The following is a 16,346-nucleotide window of genomic DNA, read 5'->3' as shown; positions in this document are numbered from 1 at the left end:
GCGTTCCTATATGTTAACTTGTCTGCTAACATGATCTTTGGAGCGCGCAGGATTCCGCGCGGGATTTGGGTGTGAGGAAGGGCGACGATGGCCGGTTTGAAGTTGCAGCCCAAGCGCAAGGAACGCCTGGGCGACCAGCTCTACGGACAGATACTGGAGCAGATCGTCTCCGGGACCTTGAAGGAGGGGGACAAGCTCCCGTCCGAAAAGGAGCTTTGCCTGATGTTCGAGGTCTCGCGCCCGGTGGTGCGGGAAGCCATGATGCTGCTCCAGGCCGACGGTCTGGTGGTCGCCCGCCAGGGCTCGGGAACCTACGTGCAGCGCCGCCCGCCGCAGGGGCTGATCGCGCTGGGCAGCGCGTCGGACGTCGCCGGGATGCTGCGCTGCTACGAGCTGCGCGTGCCGCTGGAGGGCGAGGCGGCGGCGCTGGCCGCCAAGCGGCGGACGCCGGAGCAACTCGCCCAGATCAAGGCGGCGCTCGACGACCTCGCCCGCGCCTTCGAGACGCGCACGTCGGCCAGCGCCGCCGATTTCGCCTTCCACCGCGCCGTCGCCGAGGCGAGCTGCAACGACCTGTTCGTCTCGATCCTGGAGACGCTGCACGCCGCCGTCGAGAACTCCATGGTGGTGGCGCTGAACATCACCGCGCAGGGCTCGGCCGAGCGCAGCCGCCGCGTGCTCGACGAGCATGGCCGGATCTACGAGGCGATCGCCATGGGCGACGCCGAGGCGGCCAACCTCGCCATGCGCTACCACATCAACCGCGCCCGCCAGCGGATCACCGACCAGCAGCAGGACGTGTGACGGCGTCTCCCCGAAAGGGAGCAGCAGGAGCACGCGTCCCGGAACGCGTCATGCCCGAGCCTGGCACGGGCATCCACGGGCAAATCTCAAATTTCCGCGTGGATGACCGGGACAAGCCCGGTCATGACGGAAGACATCGGTCCAGGCCGGAAACCACCTCACCCCAAAAAATCCTCCCGCACCGGCGTGAAGGCGTCGACCAGCACGGTCGGCTCCAGGATGGTCACGCCGTGCATCGTGCCGGGCGGCACGTAATAGCTGGCGCCGGCGCCCAGAATCTCGGTGCCATGGCCGTCCATCGTCAGTTCCAGGGCGCCCGAGACGATGTAGCCGACCTGCTCATGCGGGTGGCTGTGCATCGGCGCGACGGTGCCGGGCTTGAAGGTGAACTCCACCAGCATCAGGCCGGGGCCATAGCTCAGAACGCGGCGCTCGGCGCCCTCGGGGGTAATGACCGGCGTCTCTTGCGCCGCACTGGCCAGAATCTTCATCGCGGGTGTCCTTCGAACAGGAAAAGGAAAGCGGGGAAGGAAAAGCCCGGCTCATCGGGGATGGGCCGGGCCTGGGGAAGGAACGCGCCGGGGGGAGGGAAACCCCCGGCATCGCCCGAGCGCGCTCAGTGGATCAGCAGATGCGGCAGCCACATGGAGAAGCCGGGCACGTAGGTCACCAGCCCCAGCGCCAGGATCAGCGCCGCGTAGAAGGGCAGGATGGTCTTCATCACCTCGCCCACCGAGATGCCGCCGATGGCGCAGCCGACGAACTGGGTGGTGCCGACCGGCGGGGTGTTCAGGCCCAGCGCGCAGTTGATCAGCATCACCATGCCGAACTGGACCGGGTCCATGCCGTAGGCCTGGGCGATGGGCAGGAAGATCGGCGTGCAGATCAGGATCGTGCTCGCCATGTCCATGAAGGTACCCAGCACGAACAGGATGATGTTGATCATCAGGAAGATGACCAGCGGGTTCGAGGACAGGTTGGCCATCATCTCGCCGGTCAGGTCGGCGACGCTGTAGAGGGCCATCAGGTACTGGAACATGGTCGACACGCCGATCAGCAGCAGCACCACGCCGGTGGTCTTGACCGCCTTCATCGTCGCATAGACGAACTTCTCCCAGGACAGCGTGCGGTAGGCGAAGACCGTCAGCAGCAGCGAGTAGACCACCGCGACCGAGGCGCCCTCCGTCGCCGTGAAGATGCCGAGCAGGATGCCGCCGAGGATGATGGCGACGACGAACAGGCCGGGCAGCGCGTGCAGGAAGGAGCCGAGGACCGCCGGCCAGCCGGGGAAGCGGCCGGCCGGGTAGCCGCGCTTCACCGCCACGAAATAGGCGGCGGCCAGCATGCAGGCGGTCATCACCGCCACCGGCATCAGCCCGGCGGCGATCAGCGAGCCGATCGACACCTTGCCGCCCGCCGCCAGCGAATAGAGGATCAAATTGTGGCTGGTCGGCATCAGCGCGCCGACCAGCGCCGCGTGCGTCGTCACGTTGACGGCGTAGTCGGTGTGGTAGCCCTCGCGCTTCATCATCGGGATCATCACCGACCCCATGGCCGACACGTCGGCCACCGGCGAGCCGGAGACGCCGCCGAACAGCGTGCAGGCGACGACGTTCGCCATGCCGAGACCGCCGCGGATGTGGCCGACCATGTTGCGGGCCAGCGTCACGATCTTGTCGGCGATGCCGCCGTGCAGCATCAGCTCGCCCGAGAAGACGAAGAAGGGAATGGCAAGGAAGGAGAAGATGTTCATGCCGGACGTCATCTGCTGGAAGATGACGGCGTAGGGCAGACCTTCGTACATGATGGTGAAGAGCGACGACAGGCCGATGGCGAAGGCGACCGGCACGCCGAGGATCAGCAGACCGAAGAAGGATACGGCGAGGACGATCAGTTCCATGTCGGCTCGACCTCTTCATGACGCAGGAGGGCGAGCGTGTGCTCGACCGAGAACAGCACGATCAGCACGCCGGAGACCGACAGCGGGATGTAGCGCGCGATTTCCGGCAGGCCGAGGTTGGGGATCAGGTAGTGGGCGACCGACATCCCCAGCACCCAGCCGTTGTAGGCCATGGCGGCGCCGAAGAAGGCGACCAGCAGGTGGATCAGGATCTCGAACCAGCGCTGCACATGCAGCGGCAGCAGGACGAGGATCGAGTCCATGCCGATGTGCCCGGCGTCGCGCACGGCGACGGCGGCGCCCAGCAGCGTGACGTAGAGCACCAGCACCAGCGCCAGGCTTTCCGCCCAGGTCGGGGTCTGGTTGAAGACGTAGCGCCCGACGACCTCGTAGAAGACGATTCCGACGATGCACAGCAGCCCGACGACCGCGATCACCGTGCTGGCCCGCGCCAGCAGTCTATTGAGCTGTGTCAGAAGCCTCCGGGGCTGGGCCCGGACGCCGTCTTCCACCAAGCAGTCTTGCATCATGGTTGCTCCGATGGAGTTCGGCGCGGGAGCCGGCGGGCCGTCCAGCGAAGGGCCGTCCGCCGGTTCCCCGCGCGATCGGATCACTTCGTGTCCTGGATCCGCTTGACGAGGCCCTGGAGCGTCGGCGTGTCGGCGAACTTGGCGTAGACCGGCTTCATCGCGTCGATCAGCTCCTGCTTGTTGGCGATCTGCGTGATCTGGGCGCCGCCGTCCTCGACCATCTTGCGCGACTTGATCTCGCGCTCGTCCCACAGCTTGCGCATGAAGGGCACCGACTCCTTGGCCGCCTTGCGGATCAGCGCCTGGTCGTCCTTCGACAGCCGGTCCCAGATGACCTTGGAGAAGACGACGACCTCGGGGGCCAGCGAATGCTCGGTCAGGCTGTAGTATTTCGCCGCCTCGAAGTGGCGGGAGGACTCATAGCTCGGCCAGTTGTTCTCGGCGCCGTCGACGATGCCGGTCTTCAGTGCGGTGTAGACCTCGCCGTAGGGCATCGGGGTGGCGTTGGCGCCGAGCGCGTTCATCATGCCGACGAACAGCTCCGACGGCTGCACGCGGATCTTCAGGCCCTTGAAGTCGGCCAGCGAGGTGATCGGCTTCTTCACCGTATAGAAGGAGCGCGAGCCGCTGTCGTAGAAGGCGAGGCCGACCAGCCCCTGGGCCTCCATCGACTTCAGGATGTCGTCGCCGATCGGGCCGTCGAGCACCGTGCGCATGTGCTGGGTGTCGCGGAAGATGAAGGGCAGCACGGTGACGATGGTCTCCGGCACCACGCTGTTCAGCGCGCCGACGTTGATGCGCATCATGTCGAGACCGCCGAGCTTGAGCTGCTCGATGGTGTCCTTCTCGGTGCCGAGCGCGCCCGAGGGAAAGACCCGGATGCCGAGCTTGCCGCCGGTCTGCTCGGCCAGGGTCTTGCCCATCTGCTTGACCGCCTCGACGGTCGGGTAGTCGGCCGGGTGGATGTCGGCGGAACGGAAATCACGCGCCTGCGCGGTCTGGCCGACGGCCAGGGCGACCGTGGCGCCGAAGGTCAGGGCCGCGGCGACGGCCAGTGAACGAAACAACCCGGACATCAACGTCTCCTCCGTTTTTGTTCGCGCGGCCCTCGGCGGGGCGGTCGCGGTCGCGTCTCGTCGTGCGCCGGAAGGGGCGGTCGCCGCGGATTTCCGCTGCGGATCCCGATCCGGTGAGCTTTGAGAAATGACAAAATCACAATTCAGAATGGAAACCCATGCAACCCATCCGCATCCGTACGGGCTCGACCGGGCGCCCGTCTGGGCATTTCCCAATCGTTCTTCCCGGTATCCGGAATTTGGGCGGACGGATTGTGGATACTCCTTATTTATTTCTTAGGCTTTTCTCGGCTTTCATGTCCCGGTGCGGGGATTGTCGACCCAAGTTCATGACCGCCGCCTAGCGAACACCTGTATCGAACGATGATGGGTCGCATGATGGCGGTCCCCGATTCCGGGGGCATGTCCTTGGGCGCCACGCACGCTGCTTTTGTTGGGACTTCGGTTGGTTTGCCTTGCTGAAGGTTACTCTAGTCGCGTTGCGTTCAAGTGGTCAAGTGGTAAGATGACTTGGTGCGACGAGACCCGGAAAGGGCCGCCGCACAGGCTTTGGGGAGGAAGAGATGTCATACAATGCGGCGAACACGGCGCCCCGGCATCGCGGGACCGCCGGTGGCTCCGGAATGGGCGGCGGGGTGGTGACGCACTGGTATTCGGGTCTGCGCGGCAAGCTGATGATCGCCATCGGCGTCGTGCTGTCCGGCACCCTGATCGCGGCGGCGGTGGCGTTGTCCGGCTACGCCAACGTGCGGACCACCATCGACGTCATCGTCGGGCAGGCCGTTCCCGCCATGAAGGAGGGCATGGCCGTCGCCCAGCAGGCCGAACGTCTGGTGGCGCTGGCCCCGGCGCTGTCCTCCGCCGCCGACCCGAAGGGCCGCGAGGAGGTCTCCGCCCGCATCCGCCACGCCAAGGAGGAGTTCGCCGCCCGACTCGACCGGCTGCGCGCCGCTGGCGCCGGCGGCGACCAGCTCGCCACCATCGAGGCGGCGTCGAAGGACCTGCTCGGCAACCTCGTCCAGCTCGACGCGGCGGCCGGCGAGCGGGTGGCCCAGGCCCAGCGCCGCGCCACGCTGCTGCCCAGGATTCTGGAGGCCGACGCCCAGCTCCAGAAATTCACCGCCCCCTGGCGCACCGTCCTGTTCAACGAGGAGCAGGAGGCGCGCGAGACGCTGGCCAATCCGGGCGCCAAGCCCGAGGAGCTGCGCAACGCCGCCGCGGTGCTGGTCGACGTGGCGAAGCGGGCCAAGCCGCTGGCCTCGGTGATCGAGGAGGCCGCCAGCGCCCGCAACATGCTGCTGGAGGCCGTCGGCGTCACCGACGAGCAGCGGCTGACCATCATCGAGACCCGGCTCGGCCTGATCCTCGCCAACCTGGAAGGGGCGGCGACCGAGCTGCCCGACCGGCTGGGCGAGGTCGCCACCGCCCAGACCGCGATCCTGCGGGCCACGGCGCTCGGCGGCGACGCGCTGATCGAGGCGCGGCGCAAGGAGCTGGAGATCCTGGAGCAGTCGCGCAAGCTGCTGGAGGGCAACCACGCTCTGGCCGAGACCATGGCCGCCGGCATCGCCGCGATGGTGCAGCGGCAGGAGAGCGGCATCGCCGCCGCCAGCGCCGCCACCGGGCGGATGCTCGACAACAGCCGCCTGACCCAGATCGCCGTCAGCGTCGTCAGCATCGTCGTGTCGATCCTGGTGGTCTGGCTCTATGTCGGGCGCAGCGTGGTGCAGCGGCTGATGGCGCTGAAGACCGGCATGGGCCGCATCGCGTCCGGCGACCTCGACGCCGACATCGCGCTCGACGGGCACGACGAGATCGCCGAGATGGGGGCGGCACTCCGCGTCTTCCGCGACACCGCGCGCGAGATGGAGGGAACCCGCCTCCAGGCCGAGCAGGACCGCGTCAAGGCGGCCGGCGAACGCCGCCAAGCCATGCTGAACATCGCCGACCAGTTCGAGAGCGGCGTGAAGATGGTGGTGGAGAACGTGTCCGCCGCCGCGACCCAGATGCACCAGACCGCCTCGACCATGGTCGAGACGGCCGAGGACACCTCGCGGCAGGCCGGCAGCGCGGCGGCGGCGGCGGAACAGGCGTCGAGCAACGTCGACAGCGCCGCCTCGGCGGCGCACGAGCTGTCGCTGTCGATCACCGAGATCTCGCGTCAGGTCACCGAATCGGCGACCATCGCGGGCCAGGCGGCGCGCGACGCCGAGCGCACCGACGCCACCATGCGCGAGCTGAACGGGGCGGCCGCGCGGATCGGCGCGGTGCTCGACCTGATCACCGACATCGCCGGCCAGACCAACCTGCTGGCGCTGAACGCGACGATCGAGGCGGCCCGTGCCGGCGAGGCCGGCAAGGGCTTCGCCGTGGTGGCGAGCGAGGTCAAGCAGCTCGCCAGCCAGACGGCCAAGGCCACCGACCAGATCGCCAGCCAGATCGGCGCCATGCAGCAGGCGACCGGCGAGGCGGTGGAGGCGATCCGCACCATCGGCGCCACCATCGCCCGGCTGAACGACATCGCCACCGGCATCGCCGCGGCGGTGGAGGAGCAGGGCGCGGCGACCTCGGAGATCGCCCGCAACGTCCAGCAGGCGGCGGGCGGCACGGCGCAGGCGTCGGAGAACATCGGCATGGTGCGCACCGCCGCCGGCCAGACCGGCCAGTCGGCGCAGGACGTCCTGTCGGTCGCGGGGCAAGTGTCGAGCGAAACCTCGCACCTGCTCCAGCAGATCGACCGCTTCCTCAAGCAGGTGCGGTCGGCCTGAGGACATCGCTCTGCTCCGGAGAAGGGGCAGAGCGATCTTCCGCGGCGGCCAGAATGGTTTCAAGCACGCCGGTCAGATTGGCCAGGCTCTCCGGGTTCCAGAAACGAAGAACCCGATAGCCCTGGGCTTCGAGGAAGGCGGTGCGCGGGCCGTCCGCTTGCGGGCTGTGCCGGCTGCCGTCGGCCTCGACGATCAGGCGCTTTTCATGGCAAAGGAAATCGACGACCTGGCGGTCGATGGTCTGCTGGCGGCGGAACGTGAGGCCGTTGAGCCGCCGGTCGCGCAGACCATGCCACAGCAGCTTTTCCGCTTCGGTCGTCGTTTGGCGCAGAGTGCGCGCGCGTTGGACGGTCATGGTTGTAGGCGTCAAGCGACATGCCGTCCTTCAAGAATATGTGCGGATCCTGCATAGCTCCTGTTTGCAAAAATCCACCCCCATGAAAGCGGATAGCCCTTCTCCCCTTGCGGGAGAGGGGCTTCTAAGCGGAGGGGTGACAGCCGCCCGTCGATGCCCTAGGATTGCACACGCACGGATGACGCGTCGCCAAACGCGTCCGTCCGGCGGCCGAACGGAGTGCGCCAACACCCCGCCCGGCCTGACCACAACCCAAGCTGATACAGGAGCTTCGATCATGGCTGATGCCGACAGTAGCACAGCTTCCCCGAACGAACAGGACCTCGAACTGATTCGGCTGGGAGAAGCCTACATGGTCCTGCTGCGCGACACCCACGGCCCCAGCTGGGGCCTGCACGGCGCCACCGACGACCAGATCCACCGGATCTGCACGATGGAGGACCGCATCGCCGAGACACCGGCCCGGACCGCCGGCGGTCTGGCGGTGCGGCTGTTCGCGCTGTGGAGCATCGAGTGCGAAAGGGATGAGTCCTTGTTCGCCGGTCCGCCCGAAGGCGCCTCCATCACCCGCCGTCTGGCGTGGGGAGCGTTGAAGGACGCGGAGCGTCTGGCGGCGCGGGGGTAGGCCCGCCGGACTGCGGAGCGCCCTGACGTCACCCAGCGTCGCGGCGGGGCGCTTCGTGGAGAGGCGGCAAGCTCGGCCGTCCCCTCCTGGCCACCCCCTCCTGGCCGTCCCCCTGGCCGACGCGTCACTGCGGCCCGAGCGTCTCGATCAAATCCGCGAGCGCCGCGCATTCCTCCGCGCTGCAATCCACCAGCGGGGTGCGCACCGGGCCGGCGTCGCGGCCGACCAGACGGGCGCCGGCCTTGACGATGCTGACCGCGTAGCCGGGGCGCCGGCTGCGGATCGCCGCGTAGGGCACGAAGAAGCCCTCCAGCAGGCGGTTCACCGTCGCGTCGTCCCGCGCGATCACCGCGCGGTAGAACTCCAGCGCCGTTCGCGGGATGAAGTTGAAGACCGCCGACGAATAGACCGGCACGCCGATGGCGTTGTAGGCGCTGGCGAAGAACTCGGCCGTCGGCAGGCCGCCGAGGTAGCTGAAGCGGTCCCCCATGCGGCGGCGGATGCGGATCATCAGCTCCAGGTCGCCGATGCCGTCCTTGAAGCCGATGAGGTTCGGACAGCGGTCGGCCAGCCGGGCCAGCGAATCCGGCCCCAGCCGGCAGACCCCCCGGTTGTAGACGATCACCCCGACGCCGACGGCGTTGCAGATCGCCTCGACATGGCGCGACACCCCCTCCTCGTCGGCCTCGGTCAGGTAGTGGGGCAGCACCAGCAGGCCGGCGGCGCCGAGATCCTCGGCCTTGCGCGCCAGCTCCACCGCCAGCCGCGTGCCGTAGCCGGTGCCGGCGATGATCGGCACCTGCCCGTTGCTGGCCGCGACGGCGGTGCCGACGACATCGCCGTACTCGCCCGGCGTCAGCGAGAAGAATTCCCCGGTGCCGCCGGCCGCGAACAGGGCGCTGGCGCCGTAGGGGGCCAGCCATTCCAGACGGCGGGCGTAGCCGGCGGCGTCGAAGGCGCCGTCGGCGGTGAAATCGGTCACGGGGAAGGACAGCAGACCGGACGACAGCGCGGCCTTGAGGGCTTGCGGCTCCATGGGAACGGGGACCTTTCAGGGGTGGCGTGCCGGCTCACTCCGTCGGAAAATCGGCGGGAAGCTCGGCGACGGTTTTTGTGATGAGATAGGCGTCCAGCCCTTCGACGCCGCCCTCGCTGCCGTACCCGCTCTCCTTCACGCCGCCGAAGGGGGCCTCGGCGAAGGCGATGCCGTAGCTGTTCAGCCCGACCAGCCCGCTTTCCAGCCCGTCCGACAGGTCGGCGGCCCGGCGGGCGGAGCGGGTGAAGGCGTAGGCGGCGAGGCCCTGGGGCAGGCGGTTGGCCTCCCGCAGCGCCTCGTCGAGGCTGGAGAAACGGTTGACGAGGGCCAGCGGGCCGAAGGGCTCGACGGACATGGCGGCGGCCTCGACCGGCACGTCGGCCAGCAGGGTCGGCTGGAAGAACAGGCCGGGGCCGGCAATGCGGGCGCCGCCAGCCAGCAGCCGGGCGCCGTGGTCGCGGGCGTCGCCGATCAGATGCTCCATGGAGTCGAGGCGGCGGCGGTTGGCGAGCGGCCCGACCTGCATGGCCGGGTCGCGCCCGTCGCCGACGGTCAGCGCGCGGGCGGCCTCGGCGAAGCGGGCGACGAAGCGGTCGAACACCGCCTCATGGACCAGGAAGCGGGTGGGGGAGATGCAGATCTGGCCGGCGTTGCGGAACTTGGCGGCGACCGACAGGGCGGCCACCGCGTCGGCGTCGACGTCCTCGCAGACCACCACGGGGGCGTGGCCGCCCAGCTCCATGATGACCGGCTTGACGCCCTCCGCCGCCAGACCGGCGATGCGGGCGCCGACGGCGGCGGAGCCGGTGAAGGACACCTTGCGGACGACCGGCGAGCGGATCAGCCGCTCCGCCACCTCGGCCGGCTCGCCGAACACGACGTTCAGCACGCCGAGCGGCAGGCCGGCGTCGTCGAGCGCGCGGGCCAGCTCCAGCGCGGTGGCCGGCGTCTCCTCGGCGGGCTTGAGGATGCAGGAGCAGCCGGCGGCGAGCGCGGCGGCGATCTTGCGGGCCGGCGTGATGGCCGGGAAGTTCCACGGCGTGAAGGCGGCGACCGGGCCGACCGGCTCGCGGACGGCGGTCAGGCGGCCGCCGCGCTGACGGGCCGGGATGACGCGGCCGCAGGCGCGGCGCCCCTCGTCGGCGAACCATTCGAACATGTCGGCGGAGCCGGCGACCTCGGCCCGCGCCTCGACCAGCGGCTTGCCCTGCTCCAGCGTCAGGACCAGCGCGATGTGCTCCAGCCGCTCGCGGATCAGCTCGGCGGCGCGGCGCAGCAGCTTGGCGCGGTCGTAGGCCGGCACCCGGCGCCACACCTGGAAGCCCTGGCGGGCCGAGTCCAGCGCCGCGTCGAGGTCGGCGGCCGTCGCCAGCGGCACCCGCGCCAGCGTCTCGCCGGTCGCCGGGTTGAGGACCGGCGCGCGGGCCGCGTCGGGCGGCGCCAGCCACTCGCCGTCGATGAAGAAGTTCGGATCCCCGTAGGCGTGATGGGCCATGACGCGCTCTCCCAAGCTGAAACGGCCCACGGGTCGGGCGGGCCTGCCCGGCCTCTTGGTTTTGCGCAGCGTCCGTGACCGGGGTGGGGCGTCGGGCTGCCGAGGCTCGGATGATCGAAGTGTTACACGACATCGTGTCGTCATACAAGTAGGCCCTTGGTTGCGCCGATCACGAGCCGCGAACGCGGTCTTTCTTGTAACTTGACATGATAAGTGATACCACGAACCGAGACGAGGCCGTGGGGCGGGCAGGAAAGGACGCGACGATGAGCTTGCAGCGGCGGGAAACCTTGACCTCCCAACTGGTGACGGCCCTGCGCGCGCGGATCGAGGGCGGGGAGTTCCCGCCCGGCGCCAAGCTGCCGAGCGAGCAGGAGCTGATCGAATCCTTCGGCGTCAGCCGCACCGTGGTGCGCGAGGCGATCTCCAATTTGAAGGCTGGCGGGCTGGTGGCGACCCGCCAGGGGGTCGGCGCCTTCGTGCAGGCCCCGGAGCCGGCGCCGGTGCCGCCCTTCCGCATCGACGAGGCCGACCTCGGCGTCGTCTACGAGGTGATGTCGGTGCTGGAACTGCGCATCGGCATCGAGACGGAGGCGGCGGCGCTCGCCGCCCAGCGCCGCAAGGACAGCCACATCGCCGCCATGCGGGCCGCCCTGGAGCGCATCGCGGCGGCGGTCGAGGCGGGGGAGGACGCGGTGTCGCACGACCTCGACTTCCACCGCGCCATCGCCGAGGCGACCGGCAACCGCTACATGCTGGAGCTGTTCCAGTATCTCGGCTCGGTGCTGATCCCGCGCACCCATGTGCAGACCTTCCGCCTCGCCGCGGAGCCGCGCGACGCCTATCTGCGCCGCATCAACGACGAGCATTGGGGGCTGTTCGACGCCATCGTCCGCCGCGACAGCGACGCCGCGCGCGCTGCCATGCGCCTGCACCTGACCGGCAGCCGCGAGCGCCTGCGCGGCTATTGGGAGGCCAACAGCCGGCAGGGGTGAGGACGGTGGCGCCCGCAGGATCGTTCACGCCCTATTTTTTCTAATGAATCGGGATCGAAAATCTGGTTTGAGCGGGTGTCGCCCCGCCCCTATCGTAACCGTGTGAACAGCGGCCACGGCAAGGTTTCGTGCCCGCTTCAACAGCTTCGGGAGGGTTTCGGGATGTCGATGGAAGACGTGGCGCCGGAGAAGGTGGCCCTGGTGACGGCGGGCGGCAGCGGCATGGGCGCCGACGCGGCGCGCCGGCTGGCGGCGGACGGCTTCCGCGTGGCGATCCTGTCGTCGTCGGGCAAGGGCGAGGCGCTCGCGCGGGAACTCGGCGGCGTCGGCGTCACCGGGTCGAACCGCTCCAACGACGACCTCAAGCGTCTGGTGGATCTGGCGATGGAGCGCTGGGGGCGCATCGACGTCCTGGTGAACAGCGCCGGTCATGGCCCGCGCGCGCCGATCCTCGACCTGTCGGACGAGGACTGGCACACCGGCCTCGACGTCTATCTGATGAACGTGATCCGGCCGACCCGGCTGGTGGCGCCGATCATGATCGGGCAACGGGGCGGGGTGATCATCAACATCTCCACCTTCGCCGCCTTCGAGCCCGACCCGCTGTTCCCGACCTCGGGCGTGTTCCGCGCCGGGCTGGCCTCCTACACCAAGCTGTTCGCCGACAAGTACGCCGCCGACAACGTGCGCATGAACAACGTGCTGCCCGGCTTCATCGACAGCCTGCCGGAGACCGAGGAGCGCCGCCAGCGCATCCCGATGCAGCGCTACGGCCGAAGCGAGGAGGTCGCCGCGACCATCGCCTTCCTGGCCTCGCCCGGCGCCGGCTACATCACCGGCCAGAACATCCGCGTCGACGGCGGCATCACCCGGTCGGTCTGAGGGGCGGCCGGAAAGATTGCGCGGCCATGACCCGGACATTCTGTGCCGAACAAGAGACCGCTCCCAGGTTCTGGGGTTTGCAGCGAAGGAAGGGACGCGTGAGCGCGAGGAATTTCTATTTGGCCATGGCTGTGGCCGGAACAATGGTCCCTTGGATGTTCTTCGGATCTTTCTTTGCGGTGCATGGAATTGATGTTCCGCTCTTCCTGCAATCCCTGTTTGTAAACGGCGCGGCCGGCGGCTTCTCCGCCGATGTGCTGATCACGATCGTCGTATTCTGGGTATGGTCATGGCGGGATGCGGCCAAGAACAACGTCGCGCGGTGGTGGCTGATTCTTCCGGCAAGCTTTTTCGTTGGCCTGTCGCTGGCGTTTCCGCTCTACCTGTATTTGCGTGAGCAGGATTGAAGGCGTGAATTTCCAAGACCTGCTTGTCGCACCCCCATCAAGAGTCCGACGCTCGATGGTGTGAAACGCTCTGTCTGGCTGTGGTCATTCCCAAGCAGGGGCAATTGAAACCACGCCTCTTTCTCCGGTCGGCCTGGCACTCCGTCCGGAAAAAATCGGGCGCCGCCTTCATCCGAAGGGGCGCCCGAGTGGACCGAGCCGCGCGCAAGGGGGAGAGCACCGGGTGGGACCATGAACCCGGCGGCGGCGACTCCAGCGTCTGACCAGCCGGCGGTCGGGAAGCGCTCGTGACCGCCAGCGTCCACAGGGATAGCGGAGCGCTTGTCGGATGTCAAACATATTATGTTCGTTTCGCGGATCATTTCATCGTCTTGAGCAAGGGCCTCCGCCGCATCCGTTCTGGGTGCCTTCGGAGAAAATCCCCTGAATTTTCTGGAACTCCATGTTTTTCATAGTCTCTAAAGCCTGAGGCACACCGCTGCCGTCATCTTCCGTCTGGCGGAAGGTGTCCCGCCGCCGCATTTGATCCTTGCTCCAATCCGCCTATCTGTGATTTTGTCTGACAGGTTCAAAACCAACAAGACATTCCGGTGGGAGGTTTCCCCGATGACGACCCGCGACCCTGGCCGCGACCCTGGCCGCGATCCGAAGTCCCGCGACCCGAAATCCCTGCGCAGTCACCGCTGGTTCGGCGTGCAGGATCTGCGTTCCTTCGGCCACCGCTCGCGCGTGCGGCAGATGGGCTACGCGGCGGCGGATTTCACGGGCAAGCCGGTCATCGCCATCGTCAACACCTGGAGCGACCTCAACCCCTGCCACGCCCATTTCAAGCAGCGGGTGGAGGATGTGAAGCGCGGCGTCTGGCAGGCCGGCGGCTTCCCCGTCGAGCTGCCCGCCATGTCGGTGCCGGAGACCTACGCCAAGCCGACCTCGATGCTCTACCGCAATTTCCTGGCGATGGAGACGGAGGAGCATCTGCGCTCCAACCCGATCGACGGCGTGGTGCTGATGGGCGGCTGCGACAAGACCACGCCGGCCCTGCTGATGGGCGCCATCAGCATGGACCTGCCGGCGATCTTCGTCCCCGCCGGGCCGATGCTGCGCGGCAACTGGGGCGGCAAGATCCTCGGCAGCGGTTCCGACGTCTGGAAATACTGGGACGAGAAGCGCGCGGGCACCATCAGCGAGCGCGAGTGGGAGGAGATCGAGAACGGAATCGCCCGCTCCCATGGTGTGTGCATGACCATGGGCACCGCCGCCACCATGACCGCCATCGCCGAGGTGCTGGGCTTCACCCTGCCCAACGCCTCCTCGATCCCGGCGGCCGACAGCAACCACCCGCGCATGGCCGGCGACAGCGGCCGGCGCATCGTCGACATGGTGTGGGAGGATCTGAAGCCCTCCGACATCCTGACCCGGAAGTCCTTCGAGAACGCCATCGTTGCCTCGCTGGCGATGGCCGGCTCGACCAACGGCATCATCCACACCGTCGCCATGGCGCGCCGGGCCAGGATCGACCTCGGCATCGACGATTACGACGCGCTGGCCCGCGAGGTGCCGGTGATCGCCAACGTCCGCCCGTCCGGCCAGTTCCTGATGGAGGATTTCTACTACGCCGGCGGCCTGCGCGCGCTGCTGAAGGAACTGGGCGGCAAGCTCGACCTGACCCAGCGCACGGTCAACGGCGGCACGCTGGGTGACGACATCGCCGACGCCAGGACCCATCTGCCGGACGTGATCCGGCCGCTCGACAACCCGGTGTCCTCGGCGGTCGGGCTGGCGGTGCTGCGCGGCAACCTCGCCCCCAACGGTTGCGTGATGAAGCCGGCGGCGGCCGAGCCGCGCCTGTGGAAGCACACCGGCCCGGCGCTGGTCTTCCGCGACTACAACCACATGGCCGCCGAGATCGACCGCGAGGATCTGGAGGTCACCGCCGACCATGTGCTGGTCTTGCAGAACGCCGGGCCGCAGGGCGGGCCGGGCATGCCGGAATGGGGCATGCTGCCGATCCCGAAGACGCTGCTGCGCCAGGGCGTGCGGGACATGCTGCGCCTGTCCGACTCGCGGATGAGCGGCACCAGCTATGGCGCCTGCGTGCTGCACATCGCCCCGGAATCCTTCATCGGCGGGCCGCTCGCCTTCGTGCGCACCGGTGACCTGATCGAGGTGGACATCGCCCTGCGCCGGATCCATCTTCACGTGTCCGACGAGGAGATGGCGCGGCGCCGCGCCGACTGGGTGGCGCCCAGGCCGCATTACCCGCGCGGCTACGGCGCGCTGTTCAGCCGCCACATCGGGCAGGCGGACGAGGGCTGCGACTTCGACTTCCTCCAGGCGGGGGAGGCGGTGCCGGAGCCCGAGATCCACTGACGATTTGCCGGAAGGACCCGCCATGCCGCACCCCGTCGCCCTCGATCCCGCCGCCTTCCGGACCGAGGTGGACGGCAAGCCGACCGACCTCCACACCCTGACCGGCGACGGCGGGGTCTCCGTCGACCTGACCGACTATGGCGCGCGGATCGTCCGCATCCTCGCCCCCGACCGCGACGGGGTGCCCGGCGACGTGGTGCTCGGCTACGACAACATCCGGTCGGTGATGGACGGGCAGGCGTCGATGGGCGCCTTCATCGGCCGCTTCGCCAACCGCATCGCCGACGGCCGCTTCACGCTGGACGGGGTGGAGCATCAACTCGCCCGCAACGGCGGCGCCCACCACATCCATGGCGGCGTCAAGGGCAGCCGCTTCCGCGTGTTCGACAGCGAGCGGCTCGGCCCCGGCGCCGTCCGCATGAGCCTGACCTACGCCGACGGCGAGGAGGGCTATCCGGGGGAACTGCGCTCCGCCGTCACCTACCGGCTCGACGGCGACACGCTGCGGATGGAGTACGAGGCGGTCACCGACCGCCGCACCATCGTCAACTTCACCGGCCATGCCTACTTCAACCTGGCCGGCGCAGGCACGATCCTCGACCATGTGCTGACGATGAACGCGCGGGCCTTCACCCCGACCGACGCGACCGCGATTCCGACCGGGGAGATCCGGCCGGTCGCCGGCACGCCGTTCGACTTCACCACGCCGCATCGCATCGGCGAGCGCATCGACGCCGACGACGAGCAGATCCGCTTCGGCAGCGGCTACGACCACAACATGGTGATCGACAAGCCGCCGGGCGCCTTCGGGCCGGTCGCCACGGTGGAGGAGCCCGTCTCCGGCCGGCTGCTGGAGGTGAGCAGCAGCGAACCGGGGGCGCAGCTCCATTCCGGTAATTTCCTGACCGGCGTGGCGCCGCGCGACGTCGGGCGCGGCGGGGTGCCCTTCGTCCGCCGTGGCGGCCTGTGCATCGAGCCGCAGCGCTTCCCCGACGCGCCCAACCACCCGAACTTTCCGTCGACCGTTCTCGATCCCGGCGAGACCTTCCGGGGCGTCATCGCCTACCGCTTCGGCGTGCGCTGATCCATCGCGCGGAGCCGCC

15 protein-coding genes are annotated in these 16,346 nt (G+C 68.6%); 8 read left to right on the top strand and 7 right to left on the bottom strand.

Annotated features, from left to right (window positions below; genetic code table 11):
* Positions 1-87: 87 nt before the first annotated feature.
* Entirely contained in the window at positions 88-804 is a 717-nt protein-coding gene (locus JN22_RS05025) for a FadR/GntR family transcriptional regulator (RefSeq protein WP_085552864.1), read from the top strand.
* 158 nt (positions 805-962) lie between these two features.
* Here the strand turns inward: JN22_RS05025 and JN22_RS05020 are convergent, their stop codons facing one another.
* The 4 genes from JN22_RS05020 to JN22_RS05005 all read right to left on the bottom strand — a co-directional run bounded on the left by JN22_RS05020 (position 963) and on the right by JN22_RS05005 (position 4,310).
* Entirely contained in the window at positions 963-1,295 is a 333-nt protein-coding gene (locus JN22_RS05020; protein ID WP_085552863.1) for a cupin domain-containing protein, read from the bottom strand.
* 125 nt (positions 1,296-1,420) lie between these two features.
* The gene (locus JN22_RS05015; RefSeq protein WP_085552862.1) at positions 1,421-2,704 is read right to left on the bottom strand and encodes a TRAP transporter large permease; all 1,284 of its coding nucleotides are present in this window, start codon (positions 2,702-2,704) and stop codon (positions 1,421-1,423) included.
* Positions 2,695-3,234, bottom strand: a complete 540-nt coding sequence (locus JN22_RS05010) for a TRAP transporter small permease (protein WP_143268149.1) — start codon at positions 3,232-3,234, stop codon at positions 2,695-2,697. Before JN22_RS05010 ends, JN22_RS05015 begins: the two co-directional genes overlap by 10 nt.
* A gap of 80 nt (positions 3,235-3,314) precedes the next feature.
* Positions 3,315-4,310, bottom strand: coding sequence for a TRAP transporter substrate-binding protein (locus JN22_RS05005; protein ID WP_085552861.1), 996 nt, complete (start codon positions 4,308-4,310; stop codon positions 3,315-3,317).
* Positions 4,311-4,873: 563 nt separating this feature from the next.
* Here JN22_RS05005 and JN22_RS05000 point away from each other — a divergent pair.
* Positions 4,874-7,078 (top strand): methyl-accepting chemotaxis protein, encoded by a 2,205-nt coding sequence (locus JN22_RS05000; RefSeq protein WP_085552860.1) that lies wholly within the window; start codon positions 4,874-4,876, stop codon positions 7,076-7,078.
* Here the strand turns inward: JN22_RS05000 and JN22_RS04995 are convergent.
* Complete coding sequence (locus JN22_RS04995) at positions 7,056-7,433, bottom strand: endonuclease domain-containing protein (RefSeq protein WP_085552859.1); 378 nt, start codon at positions 7,431-7,433, stop codon at positions 7,056-7,058. The genes JN22_RS05000 and JN22_RS04995 overlap by 23 nt on opposite strands.
* A 277-nt stretch (positions 7,434-7,710) precedes the next feature.
* On the opposite strand from JN22_RS04995, the gene JN22_RS04990 reads away from it, so the two are divergent.
* Positions 7,711-8,058 carry a hypothetical protein gene (locus tag JN22_RS04990; RefSeq protein WP_143268148.1) on the top strand — a complete coding sequence of 116 codons (348 nt, stop codon included), beginning with the start codon at positions 7,711-7,713 and terminating at the stop codon, positions 8,056-8,058.
* Positions 8,059-8,182: 124 nt separating this feature from the next.
* Here JN22_RS04990 and kdgD read toward each other — a convergent pair whose 3' ends face one another.
* Entirely contained in the window at positions 8,183-9,094 is a 912-nt protein-coding gene (kdgD, locus tag JN22_RS04985; RefSeq protein WP_085552857.1) for a 5-dehydro-4-deoxyglucarate dehydratase, read from the bottom strand.
* A 34-nt stretch (positions 9,095-9,128) separates the two neighbouring features.
* On the bottom strand, positions 9,129-10,589 hold the full coding sequence (locus JN22_RS04980; RefSeq protein ID WP_085552856.1) for an NAD-dependent succinate-semialdehyde dehydrogenase: 1,461 nt from the start codon (positions 10,587-10,589) through the stop codon (positions 9,129-9,131).
* A gap of 266 nt (positions 10,590-10,855) precedes the next feature.
* Between JN22_RS04980 and JN22_RS04975 the strand changes: the two genes are divergently transcribed.
* The 5 genes from JN22_RS04975 (at position 10,856) to JN22_RS04955 (ending at position 16,327) form a co-directional block, all read left to right on the top strand.
* Positions 10,856-11,584: a FadR/GntR family transcriptional regulator gene (locus JN22_RS04975; RefSeq protein ID WP_085552855.1), complete on the top strand. Its 729-nt coding sequence runs from the start codon at positions 10,856-10,858 to the stop codon at positions 11,582-11,584.
* A gap of 177 nt (positions 11,585-11,761) precedes the next feature.
* A complete protein-coding gene (locus JN22_RS04970) occupies positions 11,762-12,466 on the top strand; it encodes an SDR family oxidoreductase (RefSeq protein ID WP_143268192.1) in 705 nt (234 codons plus the stop codon).
* 98 nt (positions 12,467-12,564) lie between these two features.
* Positions 12,565-12,873, top strand: coding sequence for a DUF2834 domain-containing protein (locus JN22_RS04965; protein WP_211099568.1), 309 nt, complete (start codon positions 12,565-12,567; stop codon positions 12,871-12,873).
* A 606-nt stretch (positions 12,874-13,479) separates the two neighbouring features.
* A complete protein-coding gene (gene araD / locus JN22_RS04960; protein WP_085552852.1) occupies positions 13,480-15,243 on the top strand; it encodes an L-arabinonate dehydratase in 1,764 nt (587 codons plus the stop codon).
* Positions 15,244-15,265: 22 nt separating this feature from the next.
* Entirely contained in the window at positions 15,266-16,327 is a 1,062-nt protein-coding gene (locus JN22_RS04955; protein ID WP_085552851.1) for an aldose epimerase family protein, read from the top strand.
* The last annotated feature ends 19 nt before the right edge of the window (positions 16,328-16,346 follow it).

It is taken from the genome of Azospirillum agricola (assembly GCF_020005195.1).
GTDB lineage: Bacteria > Pseudomonadota > Alphaproteobacteria > Azospirillales > Azospirillaceae > Azospirillum > Azospirillum agricola.
Note: the sequence above shows the minus strand (reverse complement) of the source record. Positions and strands in the feature narration are given on the sequence as shown.

Bases quoted from the DNA above. Each gene is read 5' to 3' on its own strand.
- JN22_RS05025 (WP_085552864.1), top strand. From the start codon at position 88: ATGGCCGGTTTGAAGTTGCAGCCCAAGCGCAAGGAACGCCTGGGCGAC.
- JN22_RS05020 (WP_085552863.1), bottom strand. From the start codon at position 1,295: ATGAAGATTCTGGCCAGTGCGGCGCAAGAGACGCCGGTCATTACCCCC.
- JN22_RS05015 (WP_085552862.1), bottom strand. From the start codon at position 2,704: ATGGAACTGATCGTCCTCGCCGTATCCTTCTTCGGTCTGCTGATCCTC.
- JN22_RS05010 (WP_143268149.1), bottom strand. From the start codon at position 3,234: ATGATGCAAGACTGCTTGGTGGAAGACGGCGTCCGGGCCCAGCCCCGG.
- JN22_RS05005 (WP_085552861.1), bottom strand. From the start codon at position 4,310: ATGTCCGGGTTGTTTCGTTCACTGGCCGTCGCCGCGGCCCTGACCTTC.
- JN22_RS05000 (WP_085552860.1), top strand. From the start codon at position 4,874: ATGTCATACAATGCGGCGAACACGGCGCCCCGGCATCGCGGGACCGCC.
- JN22_RS04995 (WP_085552859.1), bottom strand. From the start codon at position 7,433: ATGACCGTCCAACGCGCGCGCACTCTGCGCCAAACGACGACCGAAGCG.
- JN22_RS04990 (WP_143268148.1), top strand. From the start codon at position 7,711: ATGGCTGATGCCGACAGTAGCACAGCTTCCCCGAACGAACAGGACCTC.
- kdgD (WP_085552857.1), bottom strand. From the start codon at position 9,094: ATGGAGCCGCAAGCCCTCAAGGCCGCGCTGTCGTCCGGTCTGCTGTCC.
- JN22_RS04980 (WP_085552856.1), bottom strand. From the start codon at position 10,589: ATGGCCCATCACGCCTACGGGGATCCGAACTTCTTCATCGACGGCGAG.
- JN22_RS04975 (WP_085552855.1), top strand. From the start codon at position 10,856: ATGAGCTTGCAGCGGCGGGAAACCTTGACCTCCCAACTGGTGACGGCC.
- araD (WP_085552852.1), top strand. From the start codon at position 13,480: ATGACGACCCGCGACCCTGGCCGCGACCCTGGCCGCGATCCGAAGTCC.
- JN22_RS04955 (WP_085552851.1), top strand. From the start codon at position 15,266: ATGCCGCACCCCGTCGCCCTCGATCCCGCCGCCTTCCGGACCGAGGTG.